14 protein-coding genes and 1 pseudogene are annotated in these 20111 nt (G+C 72.4%); 4 read left to right on the top strand and 11 right to left on the bottom strand.

Translation table 11 applies throughout. The features are described 5' to 3' along the window. Positions 1 to 138: 138 nt before the first annotated feature. Positions 139 to 429: pseudogene (locus ACFU5F_RS17485) on the top strand (Scr1 family TA system antitoxin-like transcriptional regulator); the annotation flags it as partial. 34 nt (positions 430 to 463) lie between these two features. Next, on the top strand, positions 464 to 757 hold the full coding sequence (locus tag ACFU5F_RS17480; protein ID WP_383887748.1) for a hypothetical protein: 294 nt from the start codon (positions 464 to 466) through the stop codon (positions 755 to 757). A gap of 102 nt (positions 758 to 859) precedes the next feature. On the opposite strand, the gene ACFU5F_RS17475 is transcribed toward ACFU5F_RS17480, so the two are convergent. The 11 genes from ACFU5F_RS17475 to rsmI form a co-directional block, all read right to left on the bottom strand. Then, on the bottom strand, positions 860 to 1585 hold the full coding sequence (locus ACFU5F_RS17475) for a LuxR C-terminal-related transcriptional regulator (protein WP_383887746.1): 726 nt from the start codon (positions 1583 to 1585) through the stop codon (positions 860 to 862). 273 nt (positions 1586 to 1858) lie between these two features. Continuing rightward, the gene (locus tag ACFU5F_RS17470) at positions 1859 to 3880 is read right to left on the bottom strand and encodes a PQQ-binding-like beta-propeller repeat protein (RefSeq protein ID WP_383887744.1); all 2022 of its coding nucleotides are present in this window, start codon (positions 3878 to 3880) and stop codon (positions 1859 to 1861) included. Between the two features lie 177 nt (positions 3881 to 4057). Continuing rightward, positions 4058 to 5854: a PQQ-binding-like beta-propeller repeat protein gene (locus ACFU5F_RS17465; RefSeq protein ID WP_383887743.1), complete on the bottom strand. Its 1797-nt coding sequence runs from the start codon at positions 5852 to 5854 to the stop codon at positions 4058 to 4060. A 332-nt stretch (positions 5855 to 6186) separates the two neighbouring features. Next, positions 6187 to 8001, bottom strand: coding sequence for an ABC-F family ATP-binding cassette domain-containing protein (locus ACFU5F_RS17460; protein WP_383887741.1), 1815 nt, complete (start codon positions 7999 to 8001; stop codon positions 6187 to 6189). Positions 8002 to 8400: 399 nt separating this feature from the next. Further along, a complete protein-coding gene (locus tag ACFU5F_RS17455) occupies positions 8401 to 9798 on the bottom strand; it encodes an acyltransferase family protein (RefSeq protein ID WP_383887739.1) in 1398 nt (465 codons plus the stop codon). 67 nt (positions 9799 to 9865) lie between these two features. Next, a complete protein-coding gene (locus ACFU5F_RS17450) occupies positions 9866 to 10780 on the bottom strand; it encodes a 4-(cytidine 5'-diphospho)-2-C-methyl-D-erythritol kinase (RefSeq protein ID WP_383887737.1) in 915 nt (304 codons plus the stop codon). Next, positions 10777 to 11715: a 16S rRNA (adenine(1518)-N(6)/adenine(1519)-N(6))-dimethyltransferase RsmA gene (gene rsmA / locus ACFU5F_RS17445; RefSeq protein ID WP_383887735.1), complete on the bottom strand. Its 939-nt coding sequence runs from the start codon at positions 11713 to 11715 to the stop codon at positions 10777 to 10779. Before rsmA ends, ACFU5F_RS17450 begins: the two co-directional genes overlap by 4 nt. Positions 11716 to 12019: 304 nt before the next feature. After that, a complete protein-coding gene (locus tag ACFU5F_RS17440; RefSeq protein ID WP_383887733.1) occupies positions 12020 to 13495 on the bottom strand; it encodes a ubiquitin-like domain-containing protein in 1476 nt (491 codons plus the stop codon). Between the two features lie 155 nt (positions 13496 to 13650). Continuing rightward, on the bottom strand, positions 13651 to 14553 hold the full coding sequence (locus ACFU5F_RS17435) for a TatD family hydrolase (protein WP_383887731.1): 903 nt from the start codon (positions 14551 to 14553) through the stop codon (positions 13651 to 13653). Positions 14554 to 14611: 58 nt separating this feature from the next. After that, the gene (locus ACFU5F_RS17430) at positions 14612 to 15019 is read right to left on the bottom strand and encodes a hypothetical protein (protein WP_383887730.1); all 408 of its coding nucleotides are present in this window, start codon (positions 15017 to 15019) and stop codon (positions 14612 to 14614) included. 487 nt (positions 15020 to 15506) lie between these two features. After that, positions 15507 to 16355: a 16S rRNA (cytidine(1402)-2'-O)-methyltransferase gene (rsmI, locus tag ACFU5F_RS17425; RefSeq protein WP_383887728.1), complete on the bottom strand. Its 849-nt coding sequence runs from the start codon at positions 16353 to 16355 to the stop codon at positions 15507 to 15509. 113 nt (positions 16356 to 16468) lie between these two features. Here rsmI and ACFU5F_RS17420 point away from each other — a divergent pair, with 113 nt between their 5' ends. Both ACFU5F_RS17420 and ACFU5F_RS17415 read left to right on the top strand, forming a co-directional pair. Continuing rightward, positions 16469 to 18208 carry a dolichyl-phosphate-mannose--protein mannosyltransferase gene (locus ACFU5F_RS17420; protein WP_383887726.1) on the top strand — a complete coding sequence of 580 codons (1740 nt, stop codon included), beginning with the start codon at positions 16469 to 16471 and terminating at the stop codon, positions 18206 to 18208. A gap of 142 nt (positions 18209 to 18350) precedes the next feature. Next, positions 18351 to 19985, top strand: a complete 1635-nt coding sequence (locus ACFU5F_RS17415) for a penicillin-binding transpeptidase domain-containing protein (protein WP_383887724.1) — start codon at positions 18351 to 18353, stop codon at positions 19983 to 19985. The last annotated feature ends 126 nt before the right edge of the window (positions 19986 to 20111 follow it).

Here is a 20111-nt window from a genome sequence, read left to right as displayed (position 1 = left end):
GCCATCGGCCCATCGGGCACCTCGACCGGTTCGATGACGCCGTAGGCACGCCCCTGACCTCACCCGTCCGAGACTCCGAGCGACCGACCGGCACCGGCTCCACCGACCCGGACGCGCCCCTGGACCCCCCCCTCCCTTTGTGCTCAGCTCACCCGCGTCCTGGAGCCCGCCGAAGCGGATCACATCACCGTGCGCGTCATCCCCTTCGACCTGGACGGCTCCGCCGGGGCCACGAGCGGCATGACCTACGGGGGCGGGCCGGTCGCCAAGCTGGACACGGCATTGCGTGACACCCCCCATGGCACGGCCTTCATCGATGCCGAGGCCCAACTCGGCGCACTTCGAACGCTTCTCCGTGGAGTAGAAGCCGTGTCACTGGCCCCCGAGCGTTCGCGCGACTTCATCCACAGGCTGGTGAAGGAACTGTGAGGCAGCCCATGACGGCCCCCGACAACTGAACGACGTGGAGCAGTTCGGCTCGATCACACCGGGCGACCTCGGGCTGCGCGACGACGTCCTGGGACCGCTCAACGCGGCCGTCGAGAAGGCCGCCGGTGAGCACGGGGACACCTTCGTCGGCCTCTCCGACTCCACCCGGAACCACAGCGTCTGTGACGCGGGCAGGTGGGTCGAGGGCCTCTTCACCAGCCTGGAGCCGTTCCAGGTGGCCTTCGTCCACCCCAACGCCAAGGGCCACGCGAACGCCGCCGACCACCAGGTCTCCGTGGCGATCCTGAACGCCGTGGGCGTGAACTGATCCGCATCCGGCATCCCCGGGGAGCCGCATCGGGCCGACAGCCTGATGCGGCTCCCTCATGCCGTCGCGGCGCCCGAACCCGGCCGGCCAGGCGCCGCCGCCCTACGCCTCCGCCCCCGCCCCCGCCCCCGCCCCCGCCCCCGCCCCCGGCGGACCGTGCGGCACCGGCCCCGCCCGGTCCAGCAGGCCCGTGCGGGCCGCCAGGGCCGCCGCCTCCAGGCGGGAGCCCACCCCCAGCTTCATCAGCACGCGCTGGACGTGCGTGCGGGCCGTCGACGGGGCGATGCCCATGCCCGCCGCGATGAGGCGGGTGTCCTCGCCGTCCGCGACCCGCACCAGGACCTCGACCTCGCGCGGGGTCAGCATCTGGAGCAGCCGCTGGCCCTCGTCGTCCGGCTGGGCCGCCGGGTTGAGGAGTTCGCCGAACGCGCTCTGCAGCAGTTGCGGCGCCACCGCCGCCTCCCCCGCGCGGGCCTTCATGATGGCCCGCTCGACGCCCTCGATGCGTTCGTCGTGCCGCACGTAGCCGGAGGCCCCCGCGGCGAACGCGGCCGCGATGCCGCGCGGGTTGGGCACCGGGCCGAGCACCACCACCGCCACCTGCGGGCGTTCGCGCTTGATCTTCACCACCGGGTCGAAGATCCCCGGCTCGGCGGGTGCCGCCGTGCCGAGCAGGCACACCTCGGGTGCCCTCGTGATCACCAGATCCGCCGCGCCCGCGGCCGGCGCCGCCGCCGCGAGCACCCGGTGCCCGCGCAGCTTCAACGCCGAGGCCAGCGCCTCGGCCAGCAGTCGGTGATCGTCGACCACCATGAGCCGGACTCCCATCGAGTCACCCCACCCCCCAGTCCCCCCAGATGGTTGCCAACTATGGCCGCCCACTGGTCCTCACGGACAGAAGCCCCCCGACTTCCCCGTCGGCTCCCCGCTGTTCATGCCCCCGGAAGCTACACGCTTGTTCGACGTTGCGCTCCCCCTACCGGAGAGAAGTGCCCGGATTACCGAAATTCCCTCCCATTCGAGAGGGATGCGGGATACGTGCACGGCCCCGCCCCTGAGCTGGGGCGGGGCCGACGACGGAGATCGAGGGGGCGCGTGGGGTTACTTCACCCCGAAGCCGAGCGCCGTGTACTCCTTCTCGTCCTTCGAATACGGCTTGCTGACCAGTTCCGAGCCGATGAACCACCGTCCGTCGGTGTAGAGCATCTCGCTCAGCGTGGGCGTCATCCCGCTGATCGCGCGGAGCACCGACTCGGAGGACGGGGTCTCCAGGAGCTTGGTCTGCTTCAGCGTCTTGCCGTCGATGGAGACGATCTGGGCGCCCTTGTCGTACGGGCCGTCCTTGTAGGCGATGATGTTCGGCCCGTCCATCCGGATCGGGAACAGGTCGTAGTCGTCGCCCGCGTCGACCCGGTCGCCGGTGGACTTCCCCGTGGCGAGCGAGAAGGAGACGATCTCGTTGGTGGAGCTGTACGAGCCGGTGCCGTCGTGGTTCTTGGTCGGCATGTACACCTTGTCGTTGCCGACGTAGATGCCCCGGCAGGCCCAGACGCCGCGGACGGGGCACTCGTAGTCGTACTTGTCGTCCGGGATGGAGATCTTGGCGCGCAGCTTGCCGCTGTCGTCGAGCGAGAAGATGTCGGTCGTACCGGTCAGCGGGACGTCGCTGCCGGTCACCACGCCGAAGACCACCGGCTCGGTGGAGATGATCTTGGCGCGCTGGATGCCGGAGGGCACCTTGTAGGTCCACTTGACGCTGCCCGACCTCGGGTCGAGCAGCTGGATCTGGAAGGTCTCGCTGCCGTAGTCGCCGCACTTGCGGACCGCGATCAGCTGGGCGCCGCCCGCGTAGCCCTCGTCGGTGCACTCGCCGACCTTGGGCGACCACAGCACCTTGCCGGAGTTGACGTCGAACGCGGCGCCGCCGCCGTAGCCGCCGGCCGCCGCGACCGTCGTACCGGAGATGGTGACCTCGCCGAACGGCACCTTCTCGCCGCTCGTGTCGGCGCTCTTGGTCCACACCTCCTTGCCGGTCTCGACGTTGAACGCGGTGACCTCGGTGCAGGGCTGGCGGTCGTCGTTGTTCTTGCGCTTGGCCGACTCGGTCACCACGACGGCGATGCCCTCGGTGGTGATCTCACGCGAGCCCGCGCAGGTCTGACCGGCCAGGTCCAGCGTCCACTTGGTCTTGCCGCTGTCCGGCTCATAGCCGACGATCTTGTTCAGGGCCGACTTGGCGTAGGTCGTCTTCGTCAGCCAGGAGCCCTTGACGCTGTCGATGGTCAGCTTTTCCTTGACCTCGTGCGCGGGCACCTGGAAGAGGATCTTCGCGGCGGCGCTGCCGGGCGCTTTCTCCTGCGCCTCGGTCGGCACCTCCACGCCACCGGACGAGGAGCCGCCGGACGCCGACGAGCCGCCGTCGTCCCCCTTGGTGTCGTCCTTGCCGCCGGTCGTGCCCTCCGAGCTGGCGGTGTCGTTCTTGCCGCTGTCGTCGTCCCCGCTGGTGGAGGCGTAGAAGACACCGCCGCCGACGATCAGCGCGATGGCCGCGACGGCCGCCGTGATGATGATCGCCGTGGAGTTGACCTTCTTCTTGCCGGCCGGCTGCCCCACCTGCGGGTGCATCGCCATGGTCGGCGGCTGGTAGCCGTAGGGGGCGGGCGGGGGCTGCTGTCCGTAGGGACCGGGTGGCTGCTGCCCGTACGGGCCGGGCTGCGGCTGGCCGTAGGGGCCCGGCTGGCCGGGCTGGCCCGGGTAGCCGTAGCCGGGCTGCGGCGGGGGCGTCTGCGGGTAGCCGTAGCCGGGGCCCTGTGCGGGCGGGGGGCCCTGCGGGGGCTGGGCCGGCGGGGTCTGCTGCGCCGGGGGTGCCTGCGGGGAGCCGTAGCCCTGGCCCGGCGCGGGCGGGCCCTGCGGCGGCGGGGTCGGGGCGCCGAAACCGCCGGGCGGCGGGGGCGTGGGCGCGCCGAAACCGCCCTGGGGCGGGGTGTCCTGCGGGGGCTCGGCGGGCGGCTGTCCCTTGTCCAGTGACGGGGGCTCGGCGGGCGGCTGGTTCGGGGGCGGGCCGGGCGGCTGGTTCGGGGGCGGGCCCGGCGGCTGGTTCGGCGGGGGCGGCGGCTGCGTCATGACGTGAATACCTCGAAGCGGATAGCGGAGGACGGAAGAGGGACGAAGGGGGAGGTCGACCGGGTCACGGCGGAGCCGGGCGGCGGTGGCGGCCACGGAGCACGGGACGGGTACGGTTCGCCGTCCGCGTCGGCGGCCGGCACGGCGCCGGTCCGTGGCCCGCGGCGGGCGCGCGCGTCACTTGCCGTAGGCCAGCATCAACTTCTCCTTCGCGTCGTCGACTCCGGTCAGCAGGGTGGTGGAGATGTAGAAGCGCCCGTCCACGTAGTCGACGGCCTTCGAGTAGAAGGAGCCCTCGATCTCCGCGGCGCTCGCCGGCATCTGGAGGAGCCTGGTCGCCTTGGGGCCGCTGCCGGCGGCCGGGACGGACACCACCTGGCCGCCCGCGTCGCGCGTGGGCTCCACGTACGCGAGGAGCTTGCCTCCCTCGGCCCTGAGCGGGACGATCTCCGCGTCGGCGGAGGGCGACTTCAGGCGCCACTTCTCCTTGCCGGTCGCGAGGTTCAGGGCGACGACCTCGTTCGTGCCGTCCTTCTCCTCGGTCGGCAGGTAGAGCGTGTTCGCGTCGGCCGCGACGGCCGTGCAGCCCGCCAGGTCACGGGTGAGGATGCCGCCGTCGCAGTCGGGCGCGAACGAGTCGTCGGAGTCGACCTGCGAGCGGGTCGAACCGTCGGCCTTGAGGGTGGAGATGTTCCAGGTGTTCTCTTCCTCGTTGGTGAGGTAGAGCACGATCGGGTCCACCGAGTAGGCGTGTTCGACCTTCCAGCCCTTGGGGATCTTCCGCGTCCACTTGGCCTTGCCGGTCCTCGGGTCCAGTTCCTGGACCTCGTCGTGCTCCTTGTCGGTGGTCACCGCGCAGGAGGAGACGGCGATCAGCCGCGTGCCGCCCGCGAACCCGGCCGGGTAGCAGGACTGGCCGTAACTCTTCTTGTCGAACAGCTTCTTTCCGGTGTTGACGTCGTACGCCGTCCCGGACTGCGAGCGGCCCACCATGAGCGTGTCCCCGGTGACGGACAGGCCGACGCTGATGGCGCTGTCGAACAGCTCGCCCTCCTCCACCTCCGCCGACCAGCCCTTGTCACCGGTGTTCAGGTCGATCTGCTGGAGCTGGTCGCACTCGGCGTTCTTCGAGGTGTTCTTCTGGTACGCGACCACGACCCGGTCGTCGGCGGTCGCCTTCGGGGTGACCGCGCAGATCTTGCCGGGGAACTCGATCGGGTCCCAGGCGGGGTCCCCGTCGGACACGTTGTAGCCGAACAGCTGCTTGTACGCGGGCTTCACCGCGACCTTGTCGGTGACCCACAGGCCGGGGGCGCTCGCGCCGGAACCGGGGGCGTCGGGGGCGCTCTTGTACCAGAGCACCTTCGCCTCACCGGCCTTGACGTCCGCGTTGAGGTCGGAGATGTCGAGGTCCTCGCCGCCGTCGCCGCTGCCGTCACCCTCGTTGACGGGCCCGGACGGCGCGTCCGAGGGCTTGTCGTCCTCGCTCGGGCCCGTGCTCTCCTTGGCCACCGGCTTCTTCTCGTCGTCGTCCCCGAGACGCGTCACCGCGAACACCGTGCCGCCGATCACGAGCAGCGCGGCCACGGCAGCGCCGATGATCATCGCGGGCTTGCCCTTGAACGGGCTCTTGGAACCACCGCCACCGGCCGGCGGCGGGGTGGGCGAGCCCGGGTACTGCGCCTGCGGGTAGCCGTAACCGGCCTGCGGCGCCGGGTTGTACGGGCCGGGCTGCGCGTAGGGGCCGGACTGCGGCGGCTGCCCGTACGGGCCGGGCTGGGTGTACGGGCCGGGCTGCGCGGGCTGCTGCTGCTGGGGGTAGCCGTAGCCGGGGCCCGGCGCGGGCGGGCCCTGCGGCGGGGGCGTCTGCGGGTAGCCGTACGGCTGTTGCGGCGGTTGCGGTTGTGACGGCGGCGGCGGTCCCTGCGGTGCTCCGTAGCCGCCCTGCGGCGGCTGATCGGGTGGCTGAACCATCAGCGCTTTCCCCCTGTTCGCTGCTTTCGAGCCACCCGTGGTCACGCGTGGTGTCGCTTCTCAGACTGTGAAGACTCTTCTCAGACGGCTCTTTCTATCACTGCGACGCGCCTTCGCACGGGGCCGGTCGCTCCCCTGTTCCCAAGGGAGAACCGGCCCGTAATGCCTCCGTTACGCTCCTTCACGCCCCCTTCACGGGACGCACGCCCCATACCCCGCAAGCCCTCCGCGCCCCGAAAGGGGCACCGGGAACTGCGCGAGCAACCACGATCAACCCGCACCCGGCATCGAACGTCAGCCCTCACCGCGTTCCCCCGCACCCTCGCGGAGCGCTACGCGTCGTCGGCCAGTTCAAGCCACCGCATCTCCAGTTCCTCCTTCTCCCCGGCCAGCGCCCGCAGTTCGGCGTCCAGCTCCCCCACCTTCGCGAAGTCCGTCGCGTTCTCGGCGATCCGCGCGTGCAACTTCGCCTCCTTCTCGGAGACCTTGTCCAACTGCCGCTCGATCTTCTGCAGTTCCTTCTTCGCGGCCCGCGCGTCGGCGGCGTTGCGCTGTGCGGCTTCGCCGGCGGCGGGCTTCACGGCGATCCCGGCGGAGGCCGCGGCGGCCTCCTCCATGGCGTGCCGCCGCTCGATGTACTCGTCGATCCCGCGCGGCAGCATCCGCAGCGCCGCGTCCCCGAGCAGGGCGAACACGCGGTCGGTCGTGCGCTCGACGAAGAACCGGTCGTGGGAGATGACGATCATCGAGCCGGGCCACCCGTCGAGCAGGTCCTCCAGCTGGGTGAGGGTCTCGATGTCGAGGTCGTTCGTCGGCTCGTCGAGGAAGAGGACGTTGGGCTCGTCCATCAGCAGCCGCAGCAGCTGCAGCCGGCGCCGCTCACCACCACTGAGGTCGCTGACCGGGGTCCACTGCTTCTCCTTGTTGAACCCGAAGGTCTCGCAGAGCTGTCCCGCGGTCATCTCGCGCCCCTTGCCGAGGTCGACGCGGTCGCGGATCTGCTGCACGGCCTGGAGCACCCGCAGGTTCGGGTCCAGCTCGGCGACCTCCTGGGAGAGGTAGGCGAGCTTGACCGTCTTGCCGGTGACGATCCGGCCGGCGGCCGGCTGCTTCTCCCCCTCGCTGCGCGCGGCCTCGGCCATGGCCCGCAGCAGGGAGGTCTTGCCGGCGCCGTTGACGCCGACGAGGCCGATGCGGTCGCCCGGCCCCAGCTGCCACGTCAGGTGCTTCAGCAGCACCTTCGGGCCGGCCTGCACGGTGACGTTCTCCAGGTCGAACACGGTCTTGCCGAGCCGGGAGGAGGCGAACTTCATCAGCTCGCTGGTGTCGCGCGGCGGCGGCACGTCCGCGATCAGCTCGTTGGCCGCCTCGACGCGGAAGCGCGGCTTCGACGTACGGGCCGGGGCGCCGCGCCGCAGCCAGGCCAGCTCCTTGCGGACCAGGTTCTGCCGCTTGGTCTCCTCGGTGGCGGCGATCCGCTCGCGCTCGGCGCGGGCGAAGACGTAGTCGGAGTAGCCGCCCTCGTACTCGTAGACCGAGCCCTTCTGCACGTCCCACATCCGGGTGCACACCTGGTCCAGGAACCACCGGTCGTGGGTGACGCAGACGAGCGCGGACCGGCGCTCCCGCAGGTGGTTCGCGAGCCAGGAGATGCCTTCCACGTCGAGGTGGTTGGTGGGCTCGTCGAGGACGATCAGGTCCTGCTCCTCGATGAGCAGCTTGGCGAGCGCGATGCGCCGCCGCTCGCCGCCGGAGAGGGGGCCGATGACGGTGTCGAGGCCCTGCGGGAAGCCGGGCAGGTCGAGGCCGCCGAACAGCCCGGTGAGTACGTCCCGGATCTTGGCGTTGCCCGCCCACTCGTGGTCCGCCATGTCCCGGATGACCTCGTGGCGGACGGTGGCGGCGGGATCGAGGGAGTCGTGCTGGGTGAGCACGCCGGCGTGCAGGCCGCCGGAGTGGGTGACCCGGCCCGTGTCGGCCTCCTCCAGCTTGGCGAGCATCCGGATCAGGGTGGTCTTGCCGTCCCCGTTCCGCCCCACGACGCCGATCCGGTCCCCTTCGGAGACGCCGAGCGAGACCCCGTCGAGCAGGGCGCGGGTGCCGTACACCTTGCTGACGTTCTCGACATTGACCAGGTTGACGGCCATTACTCTCCTGCCACGGGGACGATCGACCCTCCAGGGTAGTCGGCGGGGCGGAGGGGGCGTGACGGGCGCCCGGGCCGGGGCGAGCGGGACGTCCCCCGCGTCCGGCAGCGGCCCGCCCGCGGCGACGGCGGCGACCGCCGGGGTCAGCCAGAACCTCACGAAGGCCCAGCGGTGCCTGGCCTGCCCCACGAGGTGCCGAGGGACACTGCGGGTCCGGTGGGGCTTGTCGCGAGGCCGCGCGCCCCGGGGGCGTGTCCACCCGGGGCGCACGGCGTTCGTGCGAGACCCGGGCGGCGCCGGTGTGGTTCGTGCACGGCGTGATGCCGTCGGTGTCTCGGCGAGGAAGACGGCCGGGACGGCGTTCGCGTTGGCCGGCCGGCGCGACTCTTCCGCGCCGGCTCACGCGGGACGGGCTCCCGCCGGGCCCCCGCGCCCCGCGCGCTCCACCAGCAGCCATCCCCCGAGGGTCATCGCCACCGCCGCCGGCGCGCTCACCGGCACGGCGATCAACAGCGCCGTACGCCCCTCGAACAGGCCGCCGAAGCCGACCATCGACAGCCCCAGCACCCCGAAGAGGCAGAGCACGACCCCGAGGGCGGCGGCCGCTCCGGCGTACGCAGTCGGCCCGTGCGCGCTCCCGCGCGGGCGCGGGACGGTGGCGTGCGCCGCGGGCCGCTCGAAGCGCCGGAAGGCCGCGACGAGCACCGCCGTCAGGACGGCCGCGGCCGCGATACGCGGGGGCAGCTGGGCCCACCAGGCGCCCGCCGCGGGCGCGGGCAGCGGCACCCGCAGCGCGAGCAGCACGCCGTAGACCCCGAGCATGGCCGACAGGTGCCACAGGAACGCGGTCATCGAGACGCCGTTGGCCGCCACGACCGCCCGCCACACCCTCGGCCGCTCCAGCCACCGCCCGGCCGGTCCGCGCAGCCACTCCACCGCGCCGACGAGCCACAGCCCGTGGCACAGCAGCGCGAAGGTCGGCGGCGCCATGTTGGACACCTTCTCGCCCGGCATCCCGACCATCGACAGCGGATACGGCCCGTACGCCACCAGCAGCGCGGCCCCCGCGAGCCCGGCCCCGGCGAGCAGGTACGGCCGGGTCAGCCGCCCGTCGGCGCGCAGGAACCCGAGCTGGTGCACCGCGAGCCACACGAAGGCGAAGTTGAGGAACTCGACGTACGGCACGTCGAGGGCGAAGCGCAGCACGTCGACGGCGCCCGCCGCCGCGACCAGCGCCCCGAACGCGGCCCACCCGTACCTCTCGTGCAGCCTGAGCAGCGGCGGGGTGAAGGCGACCATCGCGAGGTAGATGCCGATGAACCACAGCGGCTGCGCGACCAGCCGCAGCGCCACGTCGAGCAGTCCGCCGCCCCGACCCGCGAGCTGGAGGAGGACGGCCGCGACACCCCACACCCCGATGAACACCATGGTGGGCCGCAGGAGCCGCTGGAGGCGGGCGCGGAGGAAGGCGGGGTACAGCGAGTCGCCGTCCGGGTGGCGGCGGCTGAGCGAGCGGTAGGACAGGGCGTGCGAGAAGCCGCCGACGAAGAAGAACACCGGCATGATCTGCAGGGCCCAGGTGAGGATCTGCAGGCCCGGCTCGACGGCGAGGAGGTTGCCCACCTCGACCCGGCCGCCCTCCCCGCCGCCGGTGGTGACCGCCGCCATCAGCCAGTGGCCGAGGACGACCGTGCCCAGGGAGGCGACGCGGAGGAGGTCGACGTACCGGTCACGGGTGGACGGGGTGGCGGCGGCGAGTTCGCTGGCGCTCGCACCGGCATGCACGGTTGCACTCATGGGAGTACGGTCGCGCCGGCGCCCGGTCGGGCGTCAGCGCTCCCGTACTCAACTGCCCTCTGAGTACCTAGGCCTGGGCGTTACGGACCACGGTCGCCCCCGGCGCGGGTGAGACGGCGACCCTCGCCGTCCGGCACGTGCCGGACGCGAGCAGCCCTTCGGCGACGGTGCGCGCCGCGTCGGCGTCCCCGGCGAGGAAGGCCGTGGTCGGGCCCGAACCGGAGACGAGCGCGGCGAGCGCGCCGGCCGCGCGGCCCGCGGCGAGGGTGTCGGCCAGCTTCGGGAAGAGCGAGAGCGCCGCGGGCTGGAGGCCGTTGGAGTCCGGCAGGAAGGCCGCGAGCGCGTCGGCGTCCCCCTTGGCGAGCGCGTCCAGCAGCACCTGGGAGGCGACGGGCTCGGGGACGACGTCGTCCGCGTGCAGCCGGTCGAACTCGCGGTAGACGGCGGGCGTGGAGAGCCCGCCGTCGGCGACGGCGAACACCCAGTGGAAGGTCCCGCCCACGTCGAGGGTCCGGAGCTGCTCGCCCCGGCCGGTGCCGAGGGCCGCCCCGCCCACCAGACTGAACGGCACGTCACTGCCCAACTCGGCGCAGATGTCGAGGAGTTCGTCGCGCGAGGCGTGCGTGCCCCACAGCGTGTCGCAGGCGAGGAGCGCGCCGGCCGCGTCGGCGCTGCCGCCGGCCATACCGCCGGCGACCGGGATGTCCTTGGCGATGTGCAGATGGACGGCCGGCTCGACGCCGTGGCGTTCCGCCAGCGCGAGCGCGGCCCGCGCGGCCAGGTTCGTCCGGTCCAGGGGGACCTGGTCGGCGCCGGGGCCCTCGCAGGTGACGGTCAGCTCGTCGGCGGGGGTCGCGGTGACCTCGTCGTACAGCCCGACGGCGAGGAAGACGTTGGCCAGGTCGTGGAAGCCGTCGGGCCGGGCGCCGCCGACCGCGAGCTGCACATTGACCTTGGCGGGGACGCGAACGGTGACGCTCACGACTGGTGGTGCTCCTCGGTGTGGTTGCTGTCGTAGGTCCTGGTGCCGGTGCTGGTCCCGGTGCCGGGGGTGTCCTCGGTGACGCGGTGCTCGGCGATGGCGGCGAACTCCTCGACGGTCAGCGACTCACCGCGGGCCTGCGGGGAGACACCGGCGGCGACGAGGGCGGCCTCGGCGGCGGCCGCGCTGCCGGCCCACCCGGCGAGGGCGGCCCGCAGCGTCTTGCGCCGCTGGGCGAACGCCGCGTCGACGACCGCGAACACCTCCCGCTTGGCGGCGGTGGTCTTGACCGGCTCGGTCCGGCGGACCAGCGAGACGAGCCCGCTGTCGACGTTCGGCGCCGGCCAGAAGACGTTCCGCCCGATCGACCCGGCGCGCTTGACCTGCGCGTACCAGTTCGCCTTCACCGACGGCACGCCGTACACCTTCGAGCCCGGCCCGGCGGCGAGCCGGTCGGCGACCTCCGCCTGGACCATCACGAGGGTGCGCTCGATGCTGGGGAAGGTGTCCAGCATGTGCAGCAGCACGGGGACGGCGACGTTGTACGGAAGGTTCGCGACGAGCGCCGTGGGCGGAGGGCCGGGAAGCTCGGTCACCTGCATCGCGTCCGAGTGCACGAGGGCGAAGCGGTCGGCGCGGGTGGGCATGCGGGCGGCGATGGTGGCGGGGAGCGCGGCGGCGAGGACGTCGTCGATCTCGACGGCCGTGACCCTGTCCGCCGTCTCCAGCAGGGCGAGGGTGAGCGAACCGAGACCCGGGCCCACCTCGACGACCGTGTCCTGCGGGCGGACGTCCGCGGTCCGCACGATCCGGCGGACCGTGTTGGCGTCGATCACGAAGTTCTGGCCGCGCTGTTTGGTGGGGCGCACGCCGAGCGCTGCCGCGAGTTCACGGACGTCTGCGGGGCCGAGGAGGGCGTCGGGGGGGCTGCTCACGGCACCCAGGGTACGGGGCGGGGTGGGGTGCGTTGTCGGGTGCGGGTGCGGTGGGGGCTGGTCGCGCGGTTCCCCGCGCCCCTGAGAAGCAGGGGCTGCGCCCCGTGCTTCTCAGGCCCACAGGGGCCGTTGTCTTCAGGCCCGCAGGGCCTGGGCTTTCAGGCCCGCAAGGTTTGGGCTTTCAGGCCCGCAGGGGTTGGGCTTTCAGGGACGCGGGGAACTGCGCAACCAGCCCCACGCACCCGCACCCGCCCACGAACCGAACCCCCACCCCCCAAGGCGCCCAGACCAGGCACCGCACCCCTCACCCCCGCAGCCGCGCCCCACAGTGCGGCCAAGGACTCGCCCCCCGCTGCACATACAGCTTCTTCGCCCGCAGCGTCTGCTCACTCGCCGACGCGTCCTGCGGCCGCCCGCTGCCGCCGAGGCTCTGCCAGGTCTGCGTGTCGAACTGGTACAGCCCCCCGTAGGTCCCGGAGGGGTCCACCGCGTTCGCCCGCCCCCCGGACTCGCACGCCGCGAGCCCCGACCAGTTCAGCCCTTCCGCCCCCGCCACGGACGTCGGCATCGCCTTCGTCCCGACCTTCACGATCTGGTCCCGCGGCTCCCGCACGACCTCCGTGCGGAGCAGCCGCGGCCGCTGCCGGACCCCGTTGACCGTGCGGAGCGCGTACGTGATCCGGCGGGTGCCCGGCCGCCCGGGCCGCTCGACGACCTCCGTGCCCCGGAAGAGGGACGGGTCCTCGGTGCGGTGCACCCGGAACGGGATCGGCACCTCGCGCACCTCCGTGGACGCCGTCACCCGCAGCACGGTGACCGTCTGTCCGTCCCGGGGGAAGCTCGACCACTCGACCGAGGTGGTGTCCTCGCCGCGCAGGGTGACCCCGGCCTGCTCCACCGCCTCCCCCACGGTCGCCGCGTTCGTCCGGATCGTCCTCGTCCGCCCGTCCGCCATGATCGTGACGGTGCGTTCGGTACGGACGTCCAGCTCCAGCCCCTGACGCCCGATCCGCCGGGAGCGCGAGGTCGAGACGTACGCGCCCTCCGCGCGCACCCCGAACTGCTGGAGCGCCCCGTCCACCGTGCGGGCGGTCGTCCAGACCTCGCGCCGCCGGCCGTCCAGGGTGAGGGCGACGGGCCGCCCGTAGTGGACGGCGACCTCGTCGCCGCTGCTCAGCGCGGTACCGGGAGCGGGGACGACGACATCGTGGGCGCCGAACGCGACGCCCTCGTCGGCGAGCAGCTCGGAGACGTCGTCGGCGAAGGTGTGCAGGGTACGCGGCCGTCCGTCGACGGTCAGCTCGATCGCCTTGTCCTTGGCGACGAACGCGGAGGTCCCGCCCGCGAGGAACGCCACCACCAGCGCCTGTGGGACCAGCCGCCGCAGCGAACCGGGCCGGTCGGCGGCCCGTCTGCGCCGCACGGCCCGCCGTGAGCCGCCCCGGCCGCCCTCGGCGGCCGCACCGGCCCCGGGGAACGACGCGCCCGGCTCCGCGAGCCGGTCGGGGACGGTCCGGGCGGCCTGGGCGGCGTAGGCGGGCCGGTACGTGTCCACGTAGACCCCGTACGGCAGGGTCTCCGCCTCGTACGGGGGCGTTCCGGCGCCGTACGGCAGCGTCAGGGCCTCGGCCCCGTACGACTGTGTTCCCGCCTCGGCCCCGTACGCCGGTGTCCCGGTCCCGTAGGGGAGTGTCCCGGCGTCGTGCGCGACCGGCGGGCGGCCCGAACCGTCGGGGCCATGGCTCTCGTAGGTCTCGTACGACGACTGCACGTTGCTCACGACGACACGCTCCAGAGGGGATCCGGGTCCGGGTCGGGCGACGTGAACCTAGCGGACTTCGGTCACCCTCCAAAGCAACGTGGTCACGCAGTGTCGCGACACGGGACACTGATCATCTTTTTGGGTCCCCCGGACGGCCTACGGAGCGTGATCCGTCAGTAATCGAACGCCCTCGCCGTGTTCGCCGCGATCGCCGTCGCCAGCGCGTCCTCGCCGATGCCCCGCACCGCGGCCATCGCCCGGACCGTGACCGGAATGAGATACGGCGCGTTGGGCCGTCCGCGGTACGGCGCGGGGGTCAGGAAGGGCGCGTCGGTCTCGACGAGGACGAGTTCGAGGGGGGCGACGGCGAGCGCGTCGCGCAGCGGCTGGGCGTTCTTGAAGGTCATGTTCCCGGCGAAGGACATGAACCAGCCGTGCTCGGCGCAGACCTCGGCCATGGCGGCGTCGCCCGAGTAGCAGTGGAAGACGGTCCGTTCGGGAGCGCCCTCCTCCTTCAGGACCCGCAGCACGTCGTCGTGGGCGTCGCGGTCGTGGATGACCAGCGCCTTGCCGTGCCGCTTGGCGATCTCGATGTGCGCGCGGAAGGACCGCTCCTGGGCCGCCTTGCCCTCCGGTCCGGTCCGGAAGTAGTCGAGGCCCGTCTCCCCGACGCCCTTGACCTGCGGCAGCGCGGCCAGCCGGTCGATCTCGGCGAGCGCGTCGTCGAGCGCCGTGTCACCCCCGGGGGTCCGCGCGCCCTGCCGGGACCAGCCGTCCGGGTCGCCGTGCACGATCCGCGGCGCCTCGTTGGGGTGCAGGGCGACCGTCGCGTGCACGGCCTCGTGCCGGGCGGCCGTCTCGGCGGCCCAGCGGGAGCCCTTGATGTCGCAGCCGACCTGGACGACCGTGGTCACCCCGACGGAGGCGGCCTTCGCGAGGCCCTCCTCGACCGTGCCGGACTGCATGTCCAGATGGGTGTGCGAATCCGCGACCGATACCCGCAGGGGCTCGGGGAGCGGGGGCGCGGCGTTCCTGTCTTTCTTGCCGGACGCGTTGCCGGAGTCGTTCGAAGGCATGCCCCGATCCTACGAATCGCACGATCGGGGCATGCGCTCCAGGCTCGCTGGGGGAGGATCAGCTCGCCTTGCGGTGGAACGGGTGCAGCAGGTCGGAGAAGTGCCAGTGGTGGTGCTCGCCGGGCTCCGCCGCCCCGTCGTCCGCCGCGTCCCCCGCCGCCGGGCGCGGCTTCGGGACGTGGCGCCGGTGCTCGGCGTCCCGGACCGACGACACCTGGCCGGCCCGCATGATCCGTACGACATGACCGTCGCAGTTCTGGCACGCCGGCCGCGAGAGCGGGGACGGCACGACCTTGCCGTCGGCCACGTACATCACGAAGTCGCGGCCCTGGGCGTCGTTGTGGTGCTCGATCTCGTACGACTGCTCCCAGCCGTGCCCGCAGCGCATGCAGGCGAACGAGTAGGACTCGTGAACGACGGCGGTGGCGGTGTCGCGCAGCACTGCGCGCTCTGCGATCTCGGTCATTGCCAGCTCCTCTGGTCCGCTGGACGCTGAGGACGAGTACGTCCTCACCACCCCATAGGACTCCTCCGGGGACCTGGAGTGCACCCCACCTGCCGACTGTTGAAGCCGTTTTGGCCCGCCCTTGTGGGAATGCCGTCCGCGCGAGGGCTGCGCTTTGCTCTGCTTTGCCGGGGCATGGGGCGCGGGGGCGTGTAGTGCGGGGGCATGTAGTGCAGGGGCATGTAGTGCAGGGCGCGTCGGGTGGTGGGGGGGCGGGTACGTCGGCGGGTGCGGGTCGGCGGGGCTTCTCGCGCGATTCCCCGCGCCCCTGAGGCCCAAGGCCCTGCGGGCCCGGAAGCCCCGGCCCCCGTGGGCCTGAAGGCGGCCGGTGACGGCGCTGGAAAGGACGGGGCGCAGCCCCTGCTTTTCAGGGACGCGGGGAACCGCGCGACCAGCCCCCACGTACCCCGCACCCGACAACGCACCCCGCCACCCCACCCCACGCCCCCTACGGCGCAGTCCTCTTCGCCGCGACCACCGCGTCGAAGACCTCCCGCTTGGGCAGCCCCGCCTCCACCGCCACCGCGGCGATCGCCTCCTTGCGCCGCTCCCCGGCCTCCTCCCGGACCCGGACCCGCCGCACCAGCTCCGCCGCGTCCAGCTCCTCCGGCCCCTTCTCCGGCGCCCCCTCGACCACGACGGTGATCTCGCCGCGCACCCCGGCCGCCGCCCACTCGGCCAGCTCCCCGAGGGGCCCCCGCTTGACCTCCTCGTACGTCTTGGTCAGCTCACGGCACACGGCGGCCCTCCGCTGCGCGCCGAACGCCTCGGCCATCGCCGTGAGCGTGGCGTCCAGACGGTGGGGGGCCTCGAAGTAGACGAGCGTGCGGCGCTCCTCGGCGACCTCGCGCAGCCGCCCCAGCCGCTCCCCGGCCTTGCGCGGCAGGAACCCCTCGAAGCAGAACCGGTCGACGGGCAGCCCCGACAGCGCGAGCGCGGTGAGCACGGCGGAGGGACCCGGTACGGCGGTGACGCGGATGTCCTTCTCCACGGCCGCGGCGACGAGCCGGTACCCGGGGTCGGAGACGGACGGCATGCCCGCGTCCGTGACCAGCAGCACCCGCGCCCCGCCCACCAGCGCCTCGACGAGTTCCGGCGTACGCGCGGCCTCGTTTCCCTCGAAGTAGGAGACGATCCGCCCGCCCGGCTGCACGTCGAGCGCCTGGGTGAGCCGCCGCAGCCGTCGGGTGTCCTCGGCGGCGATCACGTCCGCACCGGCCAGTTCCTGAACGAGCCGGGGCGGCGCGTCCGCGACATCACCGATGGGGGTACCTGCCAACACAAGGATTCCAGTCACACCCCCATCCTCCCAGGGGCGGGGCCGTCGGCGGGGCTCGGGACCACCGGCGGCGCGCTGCCCGGATTCCCGTCCCACGGGAATCCCACAGCGGTGTTCCCTACGATGGCGCGGTGACCAGTACCGCGTCCTCCACGGACACCCGGCAGGACCAGGCCACCGAAGACCAGCGGCCGTCGTGGCAGCACCGCCTGCGCCGATTCGGCTACGCGGCGCCTCCGAGAGGCGACGTCCGCACCCGGCTGGTGCCCCCGTACACCCGTCCGGGGGCACGGGTGTGGGCCGCGCTCGGGCTGCGCGAGAAGGGCGCGGCGCGCCTGGTCCGGTGGTCGGCGTGGGGCGGTCCGCTGCTGGTGACGCTGTTCGCCGGGCTGACGCGGTTCTACAACCTGGGCAGCCCCAGGGCGGTGATATTCGACGAGACGTACTACGCGAAGGACGCGTGGGCGCTCGTCCACCGCGGGTACGAGGTCAACTGGGCGAAGAACGCCAACGAGCTGATCCTCCAGCACAACGGGAACGTGCCCATCCCGACGGATGCGGCCTACGTGGTCCACCCGCCGGTCGGCAAGTACGTGATCGGTCTGGGCGAGCTGATGTTCGGGTTCGACCCGTTCGGCTGGCGTTTCATGACGGCCCTGCTCGGCACGCTCTCCGTACTGATGCTGTGCCGCATCGGCCGCCGCATCTTCCGCTCGACGTTCCTCGGCTGCCTGGCGGGCGCGCTGATGGCGGTGGACGGTCTGCACTTCGTGATGAGCCGCACCGCGCTGCTGGACCAGGTGCTGATGTTCTTCGTGCTGGCCGCGTTCGGCTGCCTGGTCGTCGACCGCGACAAGGCACGGCAGCGCCTGGCCGCCGCCCTCCCCCGGGACGGCGACGGGGTCGTACGCCCCGATGTCCTCATCGCGGAGACGACCCGCCTCGGGTGGCGCCCCTACCGCTGGCTGGCCGGTCTCTGCCTGGGCCTGGCCCTCGGCACCAAGTGGAACGCCCTGTACTTCCTGGTGTTCTTCGGGATCATGACGGTGCTCTGGGACTACGCGGCCCGCAAGGTCGCCGGGGCCCGCCGGCCGCTGATCGCGACGCTCCGGCGCGACCTGGGCCTCGCGTTCCTGTCCACGGTCCCGGTCATGATCGCCACGTACCTGGTCTCCTGGACGGGCTGGATCCTCTCCCCCGACGACGGCAGCGGCGGCTACTACCGCAACTGGGCCGCGACCGAGGGCAAGGGCGGCTGGTTCACCTGGCTCCCGGACTGGCTGCGCAGCCTGTGGCACTACGAGCACGCGGTCTACGAGTTCCACATCGGGCTGTCGTCCCCGCACACGTACCAGTCGAACCCGTGGAGCTGGATCGTCCTGGGCCGCCCGGTCTCGTACTTCTACGAGTCCCCGCCCCCCGGCAACGACGGCTGCGCGATCGACACCGCCGACAAGTGCGCCCGCGAGGTCCTCGCCCTCGGCACGCCCCTGCTGTGGTGGGCGGCCGCCTTCGCGGTCCTCTACGTCCTGTGGCGCTGGTTCTTCCGCCGCGACTGGCGCGCCGGCGCGATCGCCTGCGGCGTGGCCGCCGGTTACCTGCCCTGGTTCATGTACCAGGAGCGCACGATCTTCTTCTTCTACGCCGTGGTCTTCCTCCCGTTCCTCTGTCTGGCCGTCACGATGATGATCGGCGCCATCCTCGGTCCCCCCGGCGCCCCGGAACGCCGCCGCGTGGCCGGCGCGGCGGGCGCCGGCGTCCTGGTCCTCCTGATCGCCTGGAACTTCATCTACTTTTGGCCCCTGTACACCGGGCAGCCCATCCCGATCGATTCGTGGCGGTCGCGGATGTGGCTGGATACCTGGGTGTGATGGCCGGATGCAGCGCGCCCGGCTCCGTCGGGCTAACGATCAGGGCACACACAGGAATCATTTTTCCCACGCGTTACCCCGGCGTGCCTACAGTGAGCCTCGGCAAGCGGTTTCTGAACGCGTTCAAAGGGGGAGTCGCGTCATGCGCAAGGGGGTCAAGGGCGCCATAGTCGGCGGAGTGCTCGCGGCGATGGTGGGCGTGGCCGGGTACGGCGGGTACAACTTCGTGACGGCGCTCGACGGGGACGGCGGGAGTCCGCAGAAACGGACCGGGCCGCCGGACGCGGACGAGGTCCGGGAGACGACGGAGAAGTTCTTCGCGGCCTGGGAGAAGGGCGATCCGTCGGCGGCGTCGTCGTACACCAACGACGCGCTGGACGCGGGGAAGGTCTTCGACAGCTTCACCGGCGTCGCACGCATCGACCACGTGCGGATCGAGCCGGGCGAGCCCACCGGCAGCGGCGGCCGGACCGTCCCGTTCTCCGTCCGGGCGACCGTGTCGTACAAGGGCAAGAGCAAGGACCTCGCGTACAAGAGCCGGCTGACCGTCGTGCGCGGGAAGACGACCGGGCGGGCCCTGGTCGACTGGCGGCCCTCCGTCGTGCACCCCGAGCTGAAGAAGGGGGACACGCTGTTCACCGGGGAGGCGGCGGCGCCGCCCATCGAGGCCGTGGACCGCCGCGGCAAGGTGCTGACGAAGGAGAAGTACCCCTCCCTCGGGCCGATCCTCGACACCCTGCGCGACCGGTACGGCGCCGAAGCGGGCGGCACCCCCGGCATCGAGCTGGGCATCCACCACGCCGCCGCGGAGGCCGGCGACACCACCCTGCTGACCCTCACCAAGGGCAGGGCGGGCAAGCTGCGGACCACGATCAGCGCGGGGACGCAGGCGGCGGCCGAGCGGGCGGTCACGAAGCACCCCGAGTCGTCCGTGGTCGCCGTGCAGCCCAGCACCGGCCAGGTGCTGGCCGTCGCCAACCACCGCGACGACGACTTCAACGCGGCGTTCCAGGGGGAACTCCCGCCCGGCTCCACGATGAAGATCATCACCGCCGCGATGCTCATCGACAACGGCGTGACCTCGATGAACGGCCCCGCGCCCTGCCCCGACACGGCGACCTGGATGAGCCAGACCTTCAAGAACCTGCCCGGCCTGAAGGCGAACGAGACGCCGAGCGCGACGCTCGCCAACAGTTTCGAGCGGTCCTGCAACACGGCCTTCATCAAGCTGATCGACGAGAAGCCGCTGTCCGACGAGTCGTTGACCCAGGAGGCGCAGGAACGGTTCGGGATCGGCCGGGACGACTGGAAGACGGGCATCGTCTCCGTGGACGGCAAGGTCCCGCCCTCCGGTGGGCCGAACCGCGCCGCCAACGCCATCGGCCAGGGCGACGTCCTGATGAACCCGCTGAACATGGCGTCGGTGACCTCCACGGCGATCACGGGCACCTTCCGGCAGCCGTATCTGGTGTCCCCGGAGCTGGACGACCGGCAGCTGGCCACCGCGAAGGGGCTGTCGGCGAGTACGTCCGCGCAGTTGAAGCAGATGATGAGGCTGACCGCGACCCAGGGGACGGCCGCGACCGTCATGTCCGGGCTCGGCGGTGACATCGGAGCGAAGACCGGCTCCGCGGAGATCGACGGGCAGGCCGTGGCGGACAGTTGGTTCACCGGGTTCCGCGGGGACGTAGCCGCGGCGGCGATGGCGGAGGGCGGTGGCCGCGGCGGCGAGGCGGCCGGTCCGATCGTGGTGGAGGTGCTCAAGGCCGGGGGGTGAGGCGGGTTCCTCACAGGGTGCGGGTTCCTCACGGGGTGCGGGTTCCGTGCGGGGCACGGGTTCCGTGCGGGGTGCGGGTTCCGTGCGGGGCACGGGTTCCGTGCGGGGTGCGGGTTCCGTGCGGGG

Source organism: Streptomyces sp. NPDC057438, assembly GCF_042802995.1.
In the GTDB taxonomy this organism is placed as follows: Bacteria; Actinomycetota; Actinomycetes; order Streptomycetales; family Streptomycetaceae; genus Streptomyces.
The sequence above is the reverse complement of the archived record's forward strand: the minus strand, read 5'-3'. Positions and strand labels throughout refer to the sequence as shown.

Excerpts from the sequence above, each read along its gene's own strand:
- ACFU5F_RS17475 (WP_383887746.1), bottom strand. The coding sequence starts at position 1,585 with ATGGGAGTCCGGCTCATGGTGGTCGACGATCACCGACTGCTGGCCGAG.
- ACFU5F_RS17470 (WP_383887744.1), bottom strand. The coding sequence starts at position 3,880 with ATGACGCAGCCGCCGCCCCCGCCGAACCAGCCGCCGGGCCCGCCCCCG.
- ACFU5F_RS17465 (WP_383887743.1), bottom strand. The coding sequence starts at position 5,854 with ATGGTTCAGCCACCCGATCAGCCGCCGCAGGGCGGCTACGGAGCACCG.
- ACFU5F_RS17460 (WP_383887741.1), bottom strand. The coding sequence starts at position 8,001 with ATGGCCGTCAACCTGGTCAATGTCGAGAACGTCAGCAAGGTGTACGGC.
- ACFU5F_RS17455 (WP_383887739.1), bottom strand. The coding sequence starts at position 9,798 with ATGAGTGCAACCGTGCATGCCGGTGCGAGCGCCAGCGAACTCGCCGCC.
- ACFU5F_RS17435 (WP_383887731.1), bottom strand. The coding sequence starts at position 14,553 with ATGCCTTCGAACGACTCCGGCAACGCGTCCGGCAAGAAAGACAGGAAC.
- ACFU5F_RS17430 (WP_383887730.1), bottom strand. The coding sequence starts at position 15,019 with ATGACCGAGATCGCAGAGCGCGCAGTGCTGCGCGACACCGCCACCGCC.
- ACFU5F_RS17415 (WP_383887724.1), top strand. The coding sequence starts at position 18,351 with ATGCGCAAGGGGGTCAAGGGCGCCATAGTCGGCGGAGTGCTCGCGGCG.